Here is a 16,779-nt window from a genome sequence, read left to right as displayed (position 1 = left end):
GTCGGTGCCGGGCGGGGCGGGCGGCCGTCCAGGCGCTCGCGCCGTCCGATCCGTCACCGCACGACTCTGGCCCCCGACAGCTCTTCTGACTTACCGTCAGATCCCGCTGCCGTCCAGGAGGTCACACGTGTCAGAAGACCGGCCCGTCGCGCTCGACGAGTACCCCGTGCACCAGGCGCCCCTCTCGATGAAGCACCACGTCAGCGGCGACCGCAACGTCTACGACCGCTGCATCTTCCACGTCTTCGACCACGTGGGCCGCGCCCTGCTCATCGCCGGGCTCGGCGTCTACCCCAACACCGGGGTCGTCGACGCCTACGCCACCCTCCGCGTCGGCGACCGGCTGCACGCCGTCCGGGCCTCCGACGCGCTCGGCGACGACCGGACGAACCTCGCCGTCGGCCCGCTCCGCATCGTCGTCGACGAACCTCTGAAGGCGCTCACCCTGCACTGCGACGCCGACCCGTGCGGTCCCGAAGGGCTCTCCTTCGACCTGACCTGGACCGGCGACTTCCCGGCCGTCTGGGAGCCGCACCACACCCAGCGCCGCGGCGACCGGCTCACCCTCGAAGGGCGCCGCTTCGTCCAGGCCGGCCACTGCGCGGGCACCATCCGGGCCGGGGGCGAGGAGTTCACCGTCACCGCGGGGGAGTGGACCGGCACCCGCGACCGCAGTTGGGGCGTACGGCCGATACCGGGGGAGGAGGCCGGCCGCGCCGACGAGTTCCGGCCGGAGGGCTTCCACTGGCTCTGGATACCCATGCGCTTCGACGACCGCTTCCTCATGGTCATCGCCCAGGAGGACGCCGACGGCTTCCGCACCCTCAGCGAGGCGCTGCTCGTACGCGAAGGACGGCGCGACGTCCAACTCGGCTGGCCCCGCACCGACATCACGTACCGCACGGGCACCCGCCACCCCGAGCGGGCCGTCGTCCATCTCACCGACCCGGCCGGCAAGCCCCTGGAGGTCGACGTCGAGATCCTGGCCTCCTCCCCGCTCGCCGTCGGTGCCGGCTACCCGCCCGCCGCCGACTGGCAGCACGGCACCTGGCAGGGCCGCGACTGGACCGACCGCAGGGTCTACGACCTCTCCGACCCGGCGGCGCACCCCATGGCCGCGTTCGGCGTCACCGACCACGCGGCCCGCTTCACGCTCGAAGGGCGTACCGGCTACGGGATCTTCGAGCACGGCTCCTTCGGCCGCCACGACCCCAGCGGTTTCGCCGACCACACCTCCACGGCCGACTGACCGAGGAATGTGAGCCGAAGAGCGCGGCAGCAAGCGCCCGGAGGTGAACCGGGCCCCGACAAGAGGAGTGAGTTCATGGCGACCGCCCCCCGCCCGCGCACCACCACCCGTGACCCCGAGGAGCTGGGCCGCCGGCTCACCGGCTGGCTCGACCACCGCCTTCCGGGCGCCCGGGTCACCGGGCTCGCCGTGCCCGGATCCAACGGCATGTCCAGCGAGACCCTGCTCTTCGACATCGAGCACCCCGAAGCCCCGGTGCGGGGCTGCGCGCTGAGGCTGGCCGCCGACCCCGCCGCGTACACGATCTTCCCGGTCTACGACATGGAGCGGCAGCACCGGGTGATGCGCCTGGTGGGGGAGCACACCGACGTCCCCGTCCCGCGCGTCCTCTGGCTGGAGAGCGACCCGGGACCGCTCGGCGCCGCGTTCTTCGTGATGGCCCGCGCCGAGGGCCGCGTCCCGCCGGACGTCATGCCCTACACGTACGAGGGGAACTGGCTGCACTCGGCCACCGACGCCGAACGGGCGCGGCTGGAAGCCGAGTCCGTCTCCGTCCTGGCCAGGCTGCACGACCAGTTCCCGGCGAAGGAGGCGGAGTTCCTGCTCCCCGAGGGGACGGGGAGCCCGCTGCGGCGCCATGTCGACGCCCAACGCGCCTACTACACATGGGTCGTGAAAGGACTCGCGCCCTCCCCGCTCATCGAGTCGGCCTTCGACTGGCTGGAGGCGCACTGGCCCGCCGACGAGGGCCCCGCCGTCCTGAACTGGGGCGACGCACGCATCGGGAACATCGTCTACGACGGTTTCGAACCCGCGGCCGTGCTCGACTGGGAGATGGCCGGCTACGCCCCCCGCGAGGTCGACCTCGGCTGGACCGTCTACCTGCACCGCTTCTTCCAGGACCTGACCGTGAGCTTCGGCCAGCCGGGGCTGCCCGGGTTCCTCCGCCGCGACGCGGTCGAACGGCGGTACGCGGCCCTCACCGGCCACACACCGCGCGACATGGAGTTCCACACCCTCTACGCGGCGCTGCGGCACGCGATCGTGATGCTCAGGGTCGCGTACCGCCAGGCGCACTTCGGAGAGGTACAGGTGCCGGGGACCGGCGAGAATGTCGACAGCCTGATCCTGCACCACGCCACGCTCGCGGCGATGGTGCGGGGAAGCTACTGGTAGGCGTCGTTACGCCGCGCGCCGCATCTGCGGCACCTTGATCGGACGCGAGCCCGGACCGCCGACGTGCGAGAAGGGCTGTGTCCGCCAGTCGAGACCCTGGGGCAGCGTCAGCAGGAGCGCGGTGTCCTGTTCCTGGACCTCCAGCGTCTCGTCCGCGGGGCGCGCGTCGGACGCGGCACGGCCGGTGCCGGGGCAGACCGTCAGCACGAACGGGTTCCACGGCGTCGGGCACAGCGCGTGCTCCGGCAGCACGTCCTCGTCCGCGAGCAGCGCGATCGGCTGGACGCAGTCCGGGCAGATCACCCGGTACATCTCGAAGGTGTCGTAGGCGTCGAGCTCGTCGGTCGTCTCGACCGAATCGACAGGCTCCTGCATGGTGAATCTCCCCCTCGGGTGGGTCGACCGAAGTACGTATGGCCTCGACCACAGCAAGCAATTCCCATACGGCCACCCGCATAACCGTGAGGTCTCGATCGAGCTGCCCACAAACCTGTGGCGTTCGTCACATGCTCCTCGCAGGTGCCTCGCGGGTGCCCATAGACGTCTATAGCGACAGGCCCCCCGGCTGTGCCGATGGTCTCCCGGGGCAATAGGTTGACCGCATGGAGGAGCTGGATCGTCAGATCGTCGAGTTGCTCGTCAGGGACGGGCGCATGAGCTACACCGACCTGGGCAAGGCCACGGGCCTGTCCACCTCGGCCGTACATCAGCGCGTCCGCCGGCTGGAGCAGCGTGGGGTCATCCGCGGCTATGCCGCCGTCGTCGACCCGGAGGCCGTCGGACTGCCGTTGACCGCCTTCATCTCGGTCAAACCCTTCGACCCCAGCGCGCCCGACGACACCCCGGACCGGCTCGCCGACATCCCGGAGATCGAGGCCTGTCACAGCGTCGCGGGCGACGAGAACTACATCCTCAAGGTGCGCGTCGCGACCCCGCTGGAGCTGGAACACCTGCTCACCCGCATCCGTACCCAGGCGGGCGTCTCCAGCCGCACCACGGTCGTCCTGTCGACCCCGTACGAAGCCAGGCCGCCGCGCATCTAGCCTGGTCACCATGAGCGAGACCCGTATCGACAGCGAGCACCGCACCGTCCTGCTGCGCGGTGGAGACGTCCACAGCCCGGCCGACCCGTTCGCCACCGCCATGGTGGTCGAACGGGGGCACGTCGCCTGGGTGGGCTCCGAGGGGGCGGCCGACGCCTTCACCTCCGGCGTGGACGAGGTCGTCGACCTCGAAGGCGCGCTCGTCACCCCCGCGTTCGTCGACGCCCACGTCCACACCACGGCGACCGGTCTCGCGCTCACCGGCCTCGACCTGACCTCCGCCTCCTCGCTCGCCGAGGCGGCGGAGCTGATCCGGGGCCACGCCGCCGCCCGCCCCGACGACCGCATCCTCATCGGGCACGGCTGGGACGCCGCGCGCTGGCCCGAGCGCCGCGCACCGCGCCGCGACGAACTCGACGAACTGACCGGCGGCCGGCCGCTCTACCTCACGCGGATCGACGTCCACTCCGCCGTCGTCACCACGGCCCTGCTCGACCTCGTCCCCGGCATCCGCGACCTCACCGGCTTCCGCGACGGCGAGCCGCTGACCGGCGACGCCCACCACGCCGTCCGCGCCGCCGCCTACGCGGCCCTCTCGCCCCGGCAGCGGACCGAGGCCCAGCGCGAGGCCCGCCGGCACGCCGCCTCCCTCGGGATCGGCACCCTGCACGAGTGCGGCGGACCGGAGATCTCCTCCGAGGACGACTTCACCGGCCTGCTCGACCTCGCCCGCGCGGAGGCCGGTCCGCGCGTCGTCGGCTACTGGGCCGACCTCGACGTCGACCGGGCCCGCGCCCTCGGCGCCGTCGGCGCGGCCGGCGACCTCTTCGCCGACGGCTCGCTCGGCTCCCACACGGCCTGCCTCCACGACGTGTACGCGGACGCCGCGCACCACGGCGTCTCCCACCTCGACGCCGCCACCGTCGCCGCCCATGTCGTCGCCGCCACCGAAGCGGGCCTCCAGGCCGGATTCCACGCCATCGGCGACGCGGCCGTCACGGCCGTGACCGACGGCGTCCGGGCCGCCTCGGAGAAGCTGGGCCTCGCCCGGATCCGTGCCGCGCGCCATCGCGTCGAGCACGCCGAGATGCTCACCCCCGAGACGATCGCCGCCTTCGCCGAACTCGGGCTGACCGCCTCCGTCCAGCCGGCCTTCGACGCGGCCTGGGGCGGTGAGGACGGCATGTACGCCGATCGCCTCGGCGCCGAGCGCGCCCGCACGCTCAACCCGTACGCCGCTCTGCTCCGCGCCGGCGTCCCGCTGGCCTTCGGCTCCGACAGCCCGGTCACCCCGCTCGACCCCTGGGGCACCGTCCGCGCCGCCGCCTTCCACCGCACCCCCGAGCACCGGATCTCGGTCCGTGCCGCCTTCACCGCCCACACGCGGGGCGGCTGGCGGGCCGTCGGGCGCGACGACGCCGGCACGCTCGTCCCGGGCGCACCGGCCGACTACGCGATCTGGCGCGCCGAGGAACTGGTCGTCCAGGCCCCGGACGACCGGGTGGCCCGCTGGTCGACCGACCCCCGCTCCGGAACGCCCGGTCTGCCCGATCTGACACCCGGCGGCGACCTTCCCGTCTGTCTGCGCACGGTGGTGTTCGGACAAACGGTCTTCGACCGGCTGAACGGGTGACGTAGGGACATTCCGTACCGCCGATCGATGATCAACCGGCTCGTCCACGGCCTGCGGATCCTCCCCACTGACCTGGCAGTATCGGTCATCTCCGCAGGTCAAACGAGTGTTGACAGCGAACCTCCAGGGGCGGGTAGGTTCTCCCGCGTCCACCACAGGACGTCCGACCGGTTCCAAACCTCAGGTTCAGCGCCCGTGCCTCGGGGGCGAGGGAAGGTTTTTTCCCGGCGGAAGGTGCGACCCGGGTGGGGCCCGGACGTTCAGTAGACAACGGCTCTCGGTCGACCCGCAGCCAGCGGGTTCCAGGTCGGCCCGAAGGGCGCCGGGCCCCGATCCGCACGCCATGCGCGGTGTCCCGCGCGACGTCCCGCCCACAATCTGCCCCGCCGCGACGGAGTCGTGCGCGGGGCTCGCTATGGTGGGGGTTCGCGTATGTATCCGAAGGGGCAGCAGTGAACGACGGTGGCCAGAGGCGGTACGGCCCGCTCGGCAGAGCCTTGGTGATCATTCCGACCTACAACGAGGCGGAGAACATCAAGCCGATCGTCTCGCGCGTACGGGCGGCCGTACCGGAGGCGCACATCCTCGTCGCCGACGACAACAGCCCCGACGGCACGGGCAAGTTCGCCGACGAGATCGCCGCCGAGGACGACCACGTCCACGTCCTGCACCGCAAGGGCAAGGAGGGGCTCGGGGCCGCGTACCTCGCCGGCTTCCGCTGGGGCATCGAGCACGGCTACGGCGTCCTCGTCGAGATGGACGCCGACGGCTCGCACCAGCCCGAGGAGCTGCCCCGGCTGCTGACCGCCCTCAAGGGCGCCGACCTCGTGCTCGGCTCCCGCTGGGTCCCCGGCGGCCGCATCGTGAACTGGCCCAAGTCCCGCGAGTTCATCTCCCGCGGCGGCAGCCTCTACTCGCGCGTCATGCTCGACGTCCCGATCCGCGACGTCACGGGCGGCTACCGGGCCTTCCGCAAGGAGACCCTGGAGGGCCTGGGCCTGGAGGACGTCGCCTCGGCCGGCTACTGCTTCCAGGTCGACCTGGCCCGCCGCGCCGTCGCCGCAGGCTTCCATGTCGTCGAGGTCCCGATCACCTTCGTGGAGCGCGAGATCGGCGACTCGAAGATGAGCCGCAACATCGTCGTCGAGGCGCTGTGGCGGGTCACCGGCTGGGGTCTGACGGCCCGTGCGAACAAGGTCGGCAAGCTGCTCGGCCGCAAGTCCGCGGGCTGAGGACCGCCGACCGGGGCTGATCTCCCCTTTACGACGTTCCTGCGACGGTCCAGGCACACTGGGGGACATGACGACCGGCGCCACGCCTTCCCTCGCCCCCAAGCGCTCACGCGCGCGTACGTTTCTCCCCCTGGCCCTCGCCGCCTGGCTGGTCCTCGAGATCTGGCTGCTCATCGCGGTGGCGGACGCTGTGGGCGGGCTCGCCGTCTTCGGCCTGCTGGTCGGCGGAGCCGTTCTCGGCGCCGTGGTGATCAAGCGGGCCGGCCGGCGGGCCTTCAGGAACCTCACCGAGACCTTCCAGCAGGCCCAGGCGGCGGCACAGTCCGGCGTCCCGCCGACCGGTGCCGAGCGCGTCGGCGCGGGCGACCGCAACGGCTTCCTGATGCTCGGGGGCCTGCTGCTGATGATCCCCGGCCTGATCTCCGACGCGGTCGGTCTGCTGCTGCTCGTGCCGCCGGTCCGCTCCCTCCTCGGCAGGTACGCCGACAAGGTCGCCGAGCGCAGGATGAGCGCCGCATCGCCGGGCAGCCTCCAGGACGCCTTCCAGCAGGCCCGGATCCACCGGCCCGACGGGAAGGTCGTGCAGGGTGAGGTCATCCGCGACGACGCCCCCCAGGGCCCCCGGCGGGCCCAGGAGCCCAATCCGCCGCTGACGCAGTGACGCCGTGCCCACCGTGACGCCCGCCGTCCCCACCGTGACGTACGTCCCCGCAGTCCGCAGGGCAGCGGGGGCGTACGTCAACGGGGACGAACGTCAACGGGGACGAACGTCAACGGGGACGAACGTCAACGGGGACGAACGGCAAAAACGCCGCGGGGCCCGGTACACACAAGGTGTACCGGGCCCCGCGGCGTTGCTCGGGCCGTGCCGTCCGTCAGGCGGACTTCCGGCTGTCGCGCGGATGCACGGCGATGTTCATGGCGCCGGAACGAAGGACCGCCAGCCTCTCGGCCAGGACCTCCTCCAGCTCCTCGCGGGTGCGCCGCTCCATGAGCATGTCCCAGTGCGTTCGCGCCGGCTTGCCCTTCTTCTCCTCGGGGCCGTCCCCGTCCACCAGGAGTGCCTGGCTGCCGCAGACCTTGCACTCCCACTCCGGCGGAATTTCCGCTTCCACCGAGAAGGGCATCTCAAAACGATGGCCCTTCTCGCATGCGTACTCCACGGCCTGGCGCGGGGCCAGATCGATGCCGCGGTCGGTCTCGTAGCTGGTCACCACGAGGCGCGTGCCGCGAAGAGCTCGCTCACTCATGAATCGTGCCTCCCGGGCTTGTCGCCCACAGGACAGGTGTCGCTGTCGTCGTCATCCGGTCAACGTCCGGTCGGCGGTAAAGATTCCCGTTCCGGGTCATGCGTCGCCCGTCGTGCCGCCCCTTGTTCTACCCACCAGTGCCCGGTTTGTCACATCTGACAGCAGATGTCACCCAGCGTCTTCACCAAAGCAGCACGCAGTAACGGTCCGCCTGGCAGGCCAAAGGCGTACACTACCGGCCTTTCACTGCCGCGTCTAAATCCGCTCCGGCACCGGGTTGCCCGCGGCGGCCACGGCACGCCGTACCGGTACCCGCGCGAGCAGGACAAAACCGGCCGCGAAGAAGATCACCAGAGAGATGATGGCATCTCGGTAGCTCCCGGTCAGCTGATACGCGAGCCCGAACACCAGTGGGCCCAGCCAGCTCAGGCCCCGGTCGCTCATCTCGTAGGCCGAAAAGTACTCCGCCTCCTTGCCGCGCGGGACGAGGTGGGAGAACAGCGACCGCGACAGCGCCTGGCTCCCGCCGAGCACCAGACCGATCGCCGCCGCCAGGCAGAAGAACGCCACCGGCGCGCCGGCCGGCAGGAAGTACCCCGCGCCCAGGATGAGTGTCCAGATCGCGAGCGAACCCAGGATCGTGCGCTTGGCGCCGTACGAGCGGGCCAGCCGCCCCATGCCGAGGGCGCCCGCGACCGCGAGCACCTGGACCAGCAGCACCGCGGTGATCAGCGTCGTCTGGTCGAGCCCCAGTTCCTTGGAGCCGTAGATCGACGCCTGGGAGATCACGGTCTGCACCCCGTCGTTGTAGACGAGGTAGGCCAGCAGGAACGACAGCGTGAGCGGATACCGGCGCATGTCCTTCAGCGTGGCCACCAGCTGCCGCCAGCCCCCGCCGACCGTCCCCTCGCCCTGCGGCTGGACGTGCCGGTCGCGCAGCCGCCGCAGCGGTACGAGGGTGAAGGCCCCCCACCAGAGTCCGGCCGAGGCGAGACAGATCCGCACCGCCGCTCCCTCGGAGAGCCCGAAGGACTCGTGGCCCGAGTACAGGACGAGATTGAGGACGAGGACGAGCGCCCCCGAGGTGTAGCCGAACGCCCAGCCGCGCGAGGAGACCGCGTCCCGCTCGTCCGGCTCGGCGATCTGCGGCAGATAGGCGTTGTAGAGCACCATCGAGACCGCGAGCGAGGCGTTCGCCACGATGAGCAGGAACGCGCCCAGCAGATAGCGGTCGCCGCTCAGGAAGAACATGCCCAGCGTGGCGGCCGCGCCGGTGTACGCGGCGGCGGCGAGCAGCGGCTTCTTGCGGCCCGTACGGTCCGCCACCGCGCCCACCAGCGGCATCACCACGACGGCCAGCAGGATCGAGGCCGAGACGGCGTACGCGAACAGCGAGCCGGCCCGCACCGGTATGCCCAGCGGATGGACGAAGCCGTCCCCGTCCGCCGCCGACTCGGCGACCGCCGTCAGGTAGGGGCCGAGGAAGACCGTGACCACGCTCGTCGAGTACACCGAGCAGGCGAAGTCGTAGAAGTACCAGCCGCGCTGCTCGCGTCTGCGTTCGGCCGGATCTGCGGCGGGCAGCTCCGGCTCTGTGGTGTCGGCAGTCAAGACCGCGGCCCCCTCGTTCGTCCCCGTGGCGGGATGCGCGCTCAGACCCACACGCCCCGGTCGGTCAGCACTGCGCGCAGCGTCTCCAGATGATCGGTCATGATGCCATCCACTCCCAGGTCCAGGAGAGAGTTCATCCGCTCCGGCTCGTTGACCGTCCACACGTGCACCTGGAGCCCCCGGGCGTGGGCCTCGCGCACGAAACGGCGGTCCACGACCGTGACGCCGCCCTGGCGCTCCGGTACCTGCGCCGCGACCGCGCCCGCGCGCAGTGCCGCCGGGATGCCGAGGGAGCGCAGGCGCAGGGCGGCGACGCCCTTGACGCCGTACGAGGTCGCGAGACGGGGTCCGGCCAGGCGCTGCGCCCGGGCCACCCTGCTCTCGGTGAAGGAGCCGACGCAGATCCGGTCCCACGCGCCGGTCCTGCGGATCAGGTCGACCAGCGGGACCAGGGAGGACTCGGCCTTGAGGTCCACGTTCCAGCGGGCCTCGGGGAACTCCTCGAGCAGCTCCTCGAAGAGCGGCAGCGGCTCCTTCCCGGCCACGCGCGCCTCGCGGACGGCGTCCCACGGGAGGTCGCGGATCCGCCCGCCGGTGTCCGTCACCCGGTCGAGCGTCGAGTCGTGGAAGGCGACCAGCGCGCCGTCCGCGGTGGTGTGCACGTCGGTCTCGAAGTAGCGGTATCCGGCCGCCGCGGCCCGGCGGAACGCCGCCGCGGTGTTCTCGAGGCCGTCCGCCGTGCCGCCGCGATGGGCGAACGGGATGGGGGACGGATGGTCCAGGTAGGGGTGGCGTACGCGAGTCACGGCCGCAGTATGGCCTGTTTCGGTGTCCCGGAGGCGACCACGGTGCTGCTCGTGTCCTGCTCGGGGATGGCGAAGCGGCGCAGGAAGAACTGGGCGAGGGGGCCGATGGCCAGGGCGTAGAGGACCGTGCCGGCGCCGACCGAGCCGCCGAGCAGGAAGCCGGTGGCGACGACGGCGATCTCGATCGCCGTGCGCACCAGGCGGATCGAACGGCCGGTGAGCCGGTGCAGGCCGGTCATCAGGCCGTCGCGCGGCCCCGGCCCGAAGCGGGCGGCGATGTACAGCCCGGTCGCCGCTCCGTTGAGGACGATGCCGAGGACGAGCAGGGCGATCCGCGGGGCGAGCCCGTCGATCTCCGGGGCCAGGGCGAGGGTGCCGTCCATGGCCACACCGATGACGAAGACGTTCGAGACGGTGCCGAGACCCGGCCTCTGCCGGATCGGGATCCAGAGCAGCAGAACGGCCGCCCCGACGATGATCGAGACGACGCCGATGGTCAGTCCGGTCCTTTCGGCCAGGCCCTGATGGAGGACGCCCCAGGGCTCCAGGCCGAGGCCGCCGCGCACCAGGAGCGCCGAGCTGATTCCGTACAGCGCGAGTCCGATGTACAGCTGCGTGAGCCGGCGGGGCACATGACGGCCGGTGAGCCGGCCGCGGAGGCCGGAGGCGATGGACAAGTGGTGCCCCCTGTGTGGTGGTGGTGGACTGACTCATGACACTCTGTGGCGGGGGATCGGATGCCAACCATGGCCAATTCGAGGAAGGTGGACTGAATTCCATGGCTCAGTGGACTTCTGCCGTCGGGCCGGCTCAGCTCGCTCGGCAGCTCCAGGCGCAGCAGCCCAGGCCGGCCGGGCCGGGCACGCGCAAGCCGCCCGCCTACCGTGCGCTGGCCGACGGGATCCGGCTCCTCGTCCTGGAGGGCCGGGTGCCGGTCGCGGCCCGGCTGCCCGCCGAGCGCGAGCTCGCGGTCGCGCTGACCGTGAGCCGTACGACGGTGGCGGCCGCCTACGAGGCGCTGCGCGCCGAAGGGTTCCTGGAGTCCCGGCGGGGGGCCGGCAGCTGGACCGCCGTACCGGCCGGGAATCCGCTGCCCGCGCGCGGCCTCGAACCGCTGCCGCCGGAGTCGCTCGGCTCGATGATCGACCTCGGCTGCGCGGCGCTGCCCGCGCCCGAGCCCTGGCTCACCCGGAGCGTCCAGGGCGCGCTGGAGGAACTGGCGCCGTACGCCCACACGCACGGCGACTACCCGGCGGGGCTCCCCGCGCTGCGGCAGATGCTCGCCGACCGGTACACCGAGCGCGGCATCCCGACCATGCCCGAGCAGATCATGGTCACCACCGGCGCGATGGGCGCGATCGACGCCATCTGCCACCTCTTCGCCGGACGCGGCGAGCGGATCGCCGTCGAGTCTCCGTCGTACGCCAACATCCTCCAGCTCATGCGGGAGGCGGGCGCCCGGCTCGTGCCGGTGGCCATGGCCGAGGGGCTGGCCGGCTGGGACCTGAACCGCTGGCGCCAGGTGCTGCGGGACGCGGCCCCCCGCCTCGCGTACGTCGTGGCCGACTTCCACAACCCGACCGGCGCGCTGGCCGACGAGGACCAGCGTCGACAGCTCGTGGACGCGGCGCGCTCGGCGGGCACGGTGCTCGTCGTCGACGAGACGATGTCCGAGCTGTATCTGGACGAGCGTACGGAGATGCCCCGGCCGGTCTGTGCCTTCGACCCGGCCGGCGCGACCGTGCTCACGGTCGGCTCCGCGAGCAAGGCGTTCTGGGCGGGCATGCGGATCGGCTGGGTCCGCGCCGCCCCCGACGTGATCCGTTCCCTGGTGGCGGCCCGGGCCTACGCGGACCTCGGGACCCCGGTCCTGGAGCAGCTCGGCGTCAACTGGCTGATGAGGACGGGCGGCTGGGAGCAGGCGGTCACCATCCGCCGTACGCAGGCCCGCGAGAACCGGGACGCGCTGGTCTCCGCGGTGCGTGCGCAGCTGCCGGAGTGGGAGTTCGACGTCCCGGCCGGCGGCCTGACGCTCTGGGTCCGCACGGGCGGACTCTCCGGCTCGCGGCTCGCGGAGGTCGGTGAGCGCGTGGGCGTGCGGGTCCCCTCGGGGCCGCGGTTCGGTGTCGACGGCGCCTTCGAGGGGTACGTGCGGCTGCCGTTCACCGTCGGCGGCCCGGTCGCCGTGGAGGCGGCGTCCCGTCTGGCGGCCGCGGCCCGGCTGGTGGAGTCGGGCGCGGGCACGGGCAACGAACAGCCCCGGGCGTTCGTGGCGTAGGGACCACCCCGCGCGGGGGAGACCGGCGTGTGGGGTGCCTGCGCGCGGGGTGCCTGCGTGTGGGGGCACTCGTGCCGCTGGGGCGGTGGGAGACCCCCACCGCCCCAGCGGAACCGATGCCCTCAGGGGCCCGGTGTGCGGTCAGCCCTCGGCCGGAACCGGGCTCGGCGTCGGGCCGAGGTCCAGGGCGGGGCCAGGGGCCGACGGCTTCGTCGTCGCCGGCGGCGCCGGTTGCGAGTCCGGTTGCGGTTCCGGTTCCGGTGCCGAGCCGGGTGCCGCCGGGACCGCCGTCGCCGTCGCGTCCAGCCGTTCCGGCAGCAGCGCCAGGACGGCCTGGCGGTGCGCCTCGCTCGTCGCGTCGTCGTACGGGTCCGGCGTGGCCGGCACCTGAAGGCGCAGGACCGGCCCCGTACCGAGGCGGGCGTAGCCGCGGCCCGGGGGAACGACCGGGACCGGTGTCGTGTGCGGGGTGGTGCCGAGGACCCACTCGATCTGGTCCGGCGACGCGGGGCCGAGCACGACCCGGGCGCGGGTGTGCGTCCGTACCGTCTCGCTCAGCGTGTCCACGCTGTCGAACTGCTCCGCCACCACCACCGTGACCTGCGCGGCCCGGCCGTGCCGCAGCGGCACCTGGAGGAGCTCCTGGGGGTCGCACCGCCCGTCGGCCGCCGCCAGGTGACCGAGGATGCTCGGCCGGTCGAGCAGGATCCACAGCGGGCGCCGGGTGTCGTCGGGGGCCGGACGGCCCGCCTGTCGGGCCCGGTTCGCCGCGATGAGCCGCCGCTCCGTCTCGTGCGCCGCCCACTCCAGGCTCGCCAGCGCGCCCGCGAGACCGCACTCGACGGCCAGGACACCGGCGCGGCCGGTCAGACAGGCGTACTCGCCGGTTCCGCTGCCCTCGATGATCAGGACGTCGCCGTGCGGCAGGGCCTGCAGGGCGACGGAGCGCAGCAGCGAGGTCGTGCCGCTGCCGGGCTGACCGACGGCCAGCAGGTGCGGTTCGGTGGAGCGCGGGCCCGTGCGCCAGACCACGGAGGGCGCGTCCTCCTCCCCGTCGGCGGCGAGGACCGGAACGGTCCGCTGGACGGCATCGGCGTCGGTGAAGCCGAGGACGGTCTCGCCGGGCACGGTGACGAACCGCTGGGCGGCGATCGTCGTCGGCAGGGCGGACAGCACGCTCATGACGAGCTGGTTGCCCTCCTCGTCCCAGTCGAAGAGGTACTCGCGGCCGCGGCCCGACTTGGCGTGCAGCAGCTGCTCGATCCGGGCGCGCGAGGCGGCCTCGCCGTCGGTGAAGTACGCGGGGTACCTGATCCGCAGGCGCGTCAGGCGTCCGCTCTCGTCGAAGGCGTGGTCCCCGAAGGCGCCGCTCCAGTCGCCCCCGTGGGCGAAGAGGGGAGCGGGGTCCTCGGGGACCGAGAAGTAGGGCACCAGGGCCTCGTAGAGGCCCTTGAGGCGTTCGATCTCCGAGTCGTCGGGCCCGGTCTTGACGACCGGGCGCTCACGGCCCGTCCACGCGGCCGCCCCCATCACCGTGACGAGGGCGAGCAGCGGACCGTAGGGGACGAGCGCGACGACGAGGACGCAGGCCGCGACCAGGAGCAGCGTGGGACCGCGCCGCTCCTTGGGGGTCGCGGCCCACCTGGCACGCGCGGTCGCGGCCAGCCTCCGCAGACCACGAGTGATCGTGATCAGCGGATGGAGCACATCGGTGGCGCTGTCGGCGGCCGTGCGCGCGATCTCTCGACTGCGAGCGATCCGGTCGCTGCCGCTGCTCAGAATGCGGGGGAGTGGTCGCCGGGCCACGTCGTACTCCTGGAGTTGTGGAAGGGACTGTCGGGCGTCAGAACTTGATCCCGCCCAAGAGGCTGGCGAGGCTCTGGCCGCCTGCGGTGATGCTCGGGGCGATGGCGGTGCCCGCGAGGTAGAAGCCGAACAGCGCGCTGACGAGGGCGTGGGACGCCTTCATCCCGTCCTTCTTGAAGAACAGGAAGCAGATGATGCCGAGCAGGACCACGCCTGAGATGGACAGGATCATGAGGTGTTCTCCTGGTTGAGGGGACAGTCACCATGAGTCCTTCCAGGTTCACAGCAAGTATCTATGCGATTAAAGGTGCATATGGGTGAATGTCGGGCGATTTCACTTGACTGGCGGATGCGGAGGTGTCGCCCGGGTGGCGAAACGCGCCGGGCGCGCTAGCGCGGGAGGCGCTCGCGTCCCGGATGAGCTGCGGTGATCTTTGCCGTGGACGCCCCGCGTCATGTCGCCGGACGGGCAGTACCCTGTCGATTCACTCGTACGGCCGCGGATGCCGTGCGGGCGTCACAGTTCCGTGGAGAGAGAGGCGGGTACGTCCGATGAGCGAGACTCCGGACCCCGAGGTCGTCGAGCTGGCGGGCAAGGTCTTCGACCTGGCGCGCACAGGGGACGCCGAGACGCTGGCCGCGTACCTCGACGCGGGGGTCCCCGCGGACCTCACCAACGACCGGGGCGACTCGCTCGTCATGCTCGCCGCCTACCACGGGCACGCCGACGCGGTCACCGCCCTGCTGGCGCGGGGTGCCGACGGCGACCGTGCCAACGACCGCGGACAGACCCCGCTCGCGGGCGCGGTCTTCAAGGGCGAGGACGCCGTCGTCCGCGCGCTGCTGGCCGGCGGGGCAAATCCGGAAGCGGGGACTCCGTCCGCCGTGGATACTGCTCGGATGTTTGGGAAGGCAGAACTCCTGGAGCTGTTCGGCGCCCGGTGAGGTCCCGGTGAAGATCGGGGCGCGATCCGGGTGAACGGACACTGAACCCCAGGTGAGAGCCGTGTCGTAAATGTGGTCGCGGTGGCGAAATGGCTGGGTCATCATGACGACGGGCCCGCAAGGGGCCACCGACGAGAGGCAGAGGAAGATGGTCAACACCAAGCGAAGGACGACGAGCGGCTCGACATGTTGCTGCGTGGCCTAGGCGATCACCAGTGCCCCGTACTTCCGGTCGTGTCGACAGCTTGATGTGAGGCGTCTTCCATGTTCGATCCAGTCATAGCGCCGAGCGGCACCCTGCTCGGCCTGCTGCAGAGGGGCCGCGGCGACGGCACCCTGCACGCGCTCGCCGCCCCCCGTGCCGAGGCCCTCGCGGCCCTGAACCACTGCGTTCTCAGCGACCCCCGCCACGACTGGCAGGTCGAGAACCGGTCCCTCTACTACGCACGGCTCTACCTCGACCTCGCCGGCGGGCTCGAGGAGATCGAGGCCCACCTCTTCGGCGCCGAGGACCAGTTCGACACCGAGGAGAACCGGACCGGGCTCGCGCTCGCCGTCCTCGGGCACCTCGCCTCCTACGGCCGCCAGGACGCCCTGGTGCTGCTGCGGCGGTACGCCGCGACCGGCACCAACTGGGCGTGGGCCCTCGACGAGCTGGCCCTGCGCGACGACGACGCGGGCCTCCGCTCCCTCGCCCTGCCCGTCCTCGCCCGCTTCCCGGCCGGCCCGGAGGGCGACGCCGAGCTGTCGAGCGCCGTACGGGACGCCTTCGAGCCCCGCCCGTGGCGGCTGTGGGCCGAGGACCGGCGCGAGGCCGTCGGCGCCCGGGTCAGGGCCGCCCAGGAACGAGGCTCCTTCGACCGCTGGCAGCGCCAGATGCGGCCGAGCGGGCCCCGCCCCGGCTGGAGCGTCCAGGCGGTCTTCGACTGGGCCCAGGAGGGTCTGGAGCGCGGCGCCGTGCTGCACGGGCCCGCCGCGCGCTGCCTCACCGCCGTCGCGGGACCCGAGGACCGGCCGCTGATCGTCGAGGCCGCCCGCAGCGGTCCCGACGGGGCGCGCTGCGCCGCCCTGCACTACCTCGCCGAGTCGTGCGACCCCGCCGTCCTCGACCTGATCGAGGCCGCGGCCGGCAGTGACTCCCGTACCGTCGCCGAGGCCGCCGTCGCCGCCTTCGAGCGGATGTGCGGCGAGTCCGCCGTCGACCGTGCCCGCGGCTGGGTCCACCGGCCCGACGCGCTCGGCACCGCCGCCGCGGGCGTCCTCGCCTGCCGGGGCGTGGCCAACGACGCCACGCTCGTCCTCGGAGCCCTGCGTGAGACCGTCAGGTCCGCGGGTCCCGACGCGACAGCCCTCTACACCCTGGTCGACGGCGCCGGGCGCCTCGGCATCGCCTGCGCCGCCCCCGTACTGCGCCACGTCTACCGGGAGACCGCCTCCTCCCAGCTCCGCGGCCGGACCGCCCGTGCCCTCGCGGCCACCGACCCGACCTTCCCGACGGGCTTCGCCGTCGAATGCCTCTGGGACTGCGAGGAGACCACCCGCGAAGTCGCGGCGCTGCACGCCGAGACCGGCGACGTCCGTGTCGCGGAGCGACTGCGGCGGCTCGCGGTCGACCCGGCCGAGGAGGCCGAGGTCCAGACGGCGGTCCGCAACCGGATAGGCCCGGACCTCCAGGTCTGATCCCGGCCGAGGGGCCCGGGGGTACGCCCTCGGGTCCGGGATGCGGGTACGGCCTTCGGTCCGGAATGCG

At 72.4% G+C, this 16,779-nt stretch carries 16 protein-coding genes; 9 read left to right on the top strand and 7 right to left on the bottom strand.

Annotated features, from left to right (window positions below):
* The first annotated feature begins 127 nt into the window (after window positions 1–127).
* Together ACFVGW_RS21625 and ACFVGW_RS21620 are read left to right on the top strand one after the other, a co-directional pair.
* Window positions 128–1,249 (top strand): hypothetical protein, encoded by a 1,122-nt coding sequence (locus ACFVGW_RS21625; RefSeq protein ID WP_385853157.1) that lies wholly within the window; start codon window positions 128–130, stop codon window positions 1,247–1,249.
* 75 nt (window positions 1,250–1,324) lie between these two features.
* A complete protein-coding gene (locus ACFVGW_RS21620; RefSeq protein WP_385853156.1) occupies window positions 1,325–2,425 on the top strand; it encodes a phosphotransferase family protein in 1,101 nt (366 codons plus the stop codon).
* 6 nt (window positions 2,426–2,431) lie between these two features.
* On the opposite strand, the gene ACFVGW_RS21615 is transcribed toward ACFVGW_RS21620, so the two are convergent.
* A complete protein-coding gene (locus ACFVGW_RS21615) occupies window positions 2,432–2,800 on the bottom strand; it encodes a hypothetical protein (RefSeq protein WP_352186610.1) in 369 nt (122 codons plus the stop codon).
* A gap of 227 nt (window positions 2,801–3,027) precedes the next feature.
* Here ACFVGW_RS21615 and ACFVGW_RS21610 point away from each other — a divergent pair, with 227 nt between their 5' ends.
* The 4 genes from ACFVGW_RS21610 to fxsA all read left to right on the top strand — a co-directional run bounded on the left by ACFVGW_RS21610 (window position 3,028) and on the right by fxsA (window position 6,994).
* Window positions 3,028–3,468 carry an Lrp/AsnC family transcriptional regulator gene (locus ACFVGW_RS21610; RefSeq protein ID WP_260231077.1) on the top strand — a complete coding sequence of 147 codons (441 nt, stop codon included), beginning with the start codon at window positions 3,028–3,030 and terminating at the stop codon, window positions 3,466–3,468.
* A gap of 10 nt (window positions 3,469–3,478) precedes the next feature.
* The gene (locus tag ACFVGW_RS21605) at window positions 3,479–5,101 is read left to right on the top strand and encodes an amidohydrolase (protein ID WP_385853155.1); all 1,623 of its coding nucleotides are present in this window, start codon (window positions 3,479–3,481) and stop codon (window positions 5,099–5,101) included.
* A 452-nt stretch (window positions 5,102–5,553) separates the two neighbouring features.
* Entirely contained in the window at window positions 5,554–6,333 is a 780-nt protein-coding gene (locus ACFVGW_RS21600) for a polyprenol monophosphomannose synthase (protein ID WP_383225840.1), read from the top strand.
* Between the two features lie 67 nt (window positions 6,334–6,400).
* Complete coding sequence (fxsA, locus tag ACFVGW_RS21595; protein ID WP_385853154.1) at window positions 6,401–6,994, top strand: FxsA family membrane protein; 594 nt, start codon at window positions 6,401–6,403, stop codon at window positions 6,992–6,994.
* A 214-nt stretch (window positions 6,995–7,208) separates the two neighbouring features.
* Here fxsA and ACFVGW_RS21590 read toward each other — a convergent pair whose 3' ends face one another.
* From ACFVGW_RS21590 to ACFVGW_RS21575, 4 genes are all read right to left on the bottom strand, one after another.
* Window positions 7,209–7,583 (bottom strand): RNA polymerase-binding protein RbpA, encoded by a 375-nt coding sequence (locus ACFVGW_RS21590; RefSeq protein WP_026278069.1) that lies wholly within the window; start codon window positions 7,581–7,583, stop codon window positions 7,209–7,211.
* Between the two features lie 255 nt (window positions 7,584–7,838).
* The gene (locus tag ACFVGW_RS21585) at window positions 7,839–9,194 is read right to left on the bottom strand and encodes an MFS transporter (RefSeq protein ID WP_383225846.1); all 1,356 of its coding nucleotides are present in this window, start codon (window positions 9,192–9,194) and stop codon (window positions 7,839–7,841) included.
* Between the two features lie 41 nt (window positions 9,195–9,235).
* Window positions 9,236–10,000, bottom strand: coding sequence for a glycerophosphodiester phosphodiesterase family protein (locus ACFVGW_RS21580; RefSeq protein ID WP_352186615.1), 765 nt, complete (start codon window positions 9,998–10,000; stop codon window positions 9,236–9,238).
* On the bottom strand, window positions 9,997–10,677 hold the full coding sequence (locus ACFVGW_RS21575; RefSeq protein WP_385853153.1) for a YitT family protein: 681 nt from the start codon (window positions 10,675–10,677) through the stop codon (window positions 9,997–9,999). The genes ACFVGW_RS21580 and ACFVGW_RS21575 overlap by 4 nt, the downstream gene beginning before the upstream one ends.
* 101 nt (window positions 10,678–10,778) lie before the next feature.
* Between ACFVGW_RS21575 and ACFVGW_RS21570 the strand changes: the two genes are divergently transcribed.
* Window positions 10,779–12,278, top strand: a complete 1,500-nt coding sequence (locus ACFVGW_RS21570; RefSeq protein ID WP_383291316.1) for a PLP-dependent aminotransferase family protein — start codon at window positions 10,779–10,781, stop codon at window positions 12,276–12,278.
* 141 nt (window positions 12,279–12,419) lie between these two features.
* Here ACFVGW_RS21570 and ACFVGW_RS21565 read toward each other — a convergent pair whose 3' ends face one another.
* Window positions 12,420–14,084 carry a hypothetical protein gene (locus tag ACFVGW_RS21565; RefSeq protein WP_385853152.1) on the bottom strand — a complete coding sequence of 555 codons (1,665 nt, stop codon included), beginning with the start codon at window positions 14,082–14,084 and terminating at the stop codon, window positions 12,420–12,422.
* A gap of 37 nt (window positions 14,085–14,121) precedes the next feature.
* Window positions 14,122–14,316: a hypothetical protein gene (locus ACFVGW_RS21560; protein WP_046907412.1), complete on the bottom strand. Its 195-nt coding sequence runs from the start codon at window positions 14,314–14,316 to the stop codon at window positions 14,122–14,124.
* A 320-nt stretch (window positions 14,317–14,636) separates the two neighbouring features.
* Between ACFVGW_RS21560 and ACFVGW_RS21555 the strand changes: the two genes are divergently transcribed.
* Both ACFVGW_RS21555 and ACFVGW_RS21550 read left to right on the top strand, forming a co-directional pair.
* Window positions 14,637–15,029, top strand: a complete 393-nt coding sequence (locus ACFVGW_RS21555) for an ankyrin repeat domain-containing protein (RefSeq protein ID WP_383573369.1) — start codon at window positions 14,637–14,639, stop codon at window positions 15,027–15,029.
* A 264-nt stretch (window positions 15,030–15,293) separates the two neighbouring features.
* Window positions 15,294–16,709 carry a HEAT repeat domain-containing protein gene (locus ACFVGW_RS21550; protein ID WP_385853151.1) on the top strand — a complete coding sequence of 472 codons (1,416 nt, stop codon included), beginning with the start codon at window positions 15,294–15,296 and terminating at the stop codon, window positions 16,707–16,709.
* Window positions 16,710–16,779 lie beyond the last annotated feature (70 nt).

The sequence above is a fragment of the Streptomyces sp. NPDC127129 genome (genome assembly GCF_042671585.1).
Taxonomy (GTDB): Bacteria; Actinomycetota; Actinomycetes; order Streptomycetales; family Streptomycetaceae; genus Streptomyces.
Note: the sequence above shows the minus strand (reverse complement) of the source record. Positions and strands in the feature narration are given on the sequence as shown.

Coding starts and splice junctions, on each gene's coding strand:
- fxsA (WP_385853154.1), top strand. CDS start 6,401: ATGACGACCGGCGCCACGCCTTCCCTCGCCCCCAAGCGCTCACGCGCG.
- ACFVGW_RS21590 (WP_026278069.1), bottom strand. CDS start 7,583: ATGAGTGAGCGAGCTCTTCGCGGCACGCGCCTCGTGGTGACCAGCTAC.
- ACFVGW_RS21620 (WP_385853156.1), top strand. CDS start 1,325: ATGGCGACCGCCCCCCGCCCGCGCACCACCACCCGTGACCCCGAGGAG.
- ACFVGW_RS21615 (WP_352186610.1), bottom strand. CDS start 2,800: ATGCAGGAGCCTGTCGATTCGGTCGAGACGACCGACGAGCTCGACGCC.
- ACFVGW_RS21550 (WP_385853151.1), top strand. CDS start 15,294: ATGTTCGATCCAGTCATAGCGCCGAGCGGCACCCTGCTCGGCCTGCTG.
- ACFVGW_RS21555 (WP_383573369.1), top strand. CDS start 14,637: ATGAGCGAGACTCCGGACCCCGAGGTCGTCGAGCTGGCGGGCAAGGTC.
- ACFVGW_RS21570 (WP_383291316.1), top strand. CDS start 10,779: ATGGCTCAGTGGACTTCTGCCGTCGGGCCGGCTCAGCTCGCTCGGCAG.
- ACFVGW_RS21560 (WP_046907412.1), bottom strand. CDS start 14,316: ATGATCCTGTCCATCTCAGGCGTGGTCCTGCTCGGCATCATCTGCTTC.
- ACFVGW_RS21610 (WP_260231077.1), top strand. CDS start 3,028: ATGGAGGAGCTGGATCGTCAGATCGTCGAGTTGCTCGTCAGGGACGGG.
- ACFVGW_RS21605 (WP_385853155.1), top strand. CDS start 3,479: ATGAGCGAGACCCGTATCGACAGCGAGCACCGCACCGTCCTGCTGCGC.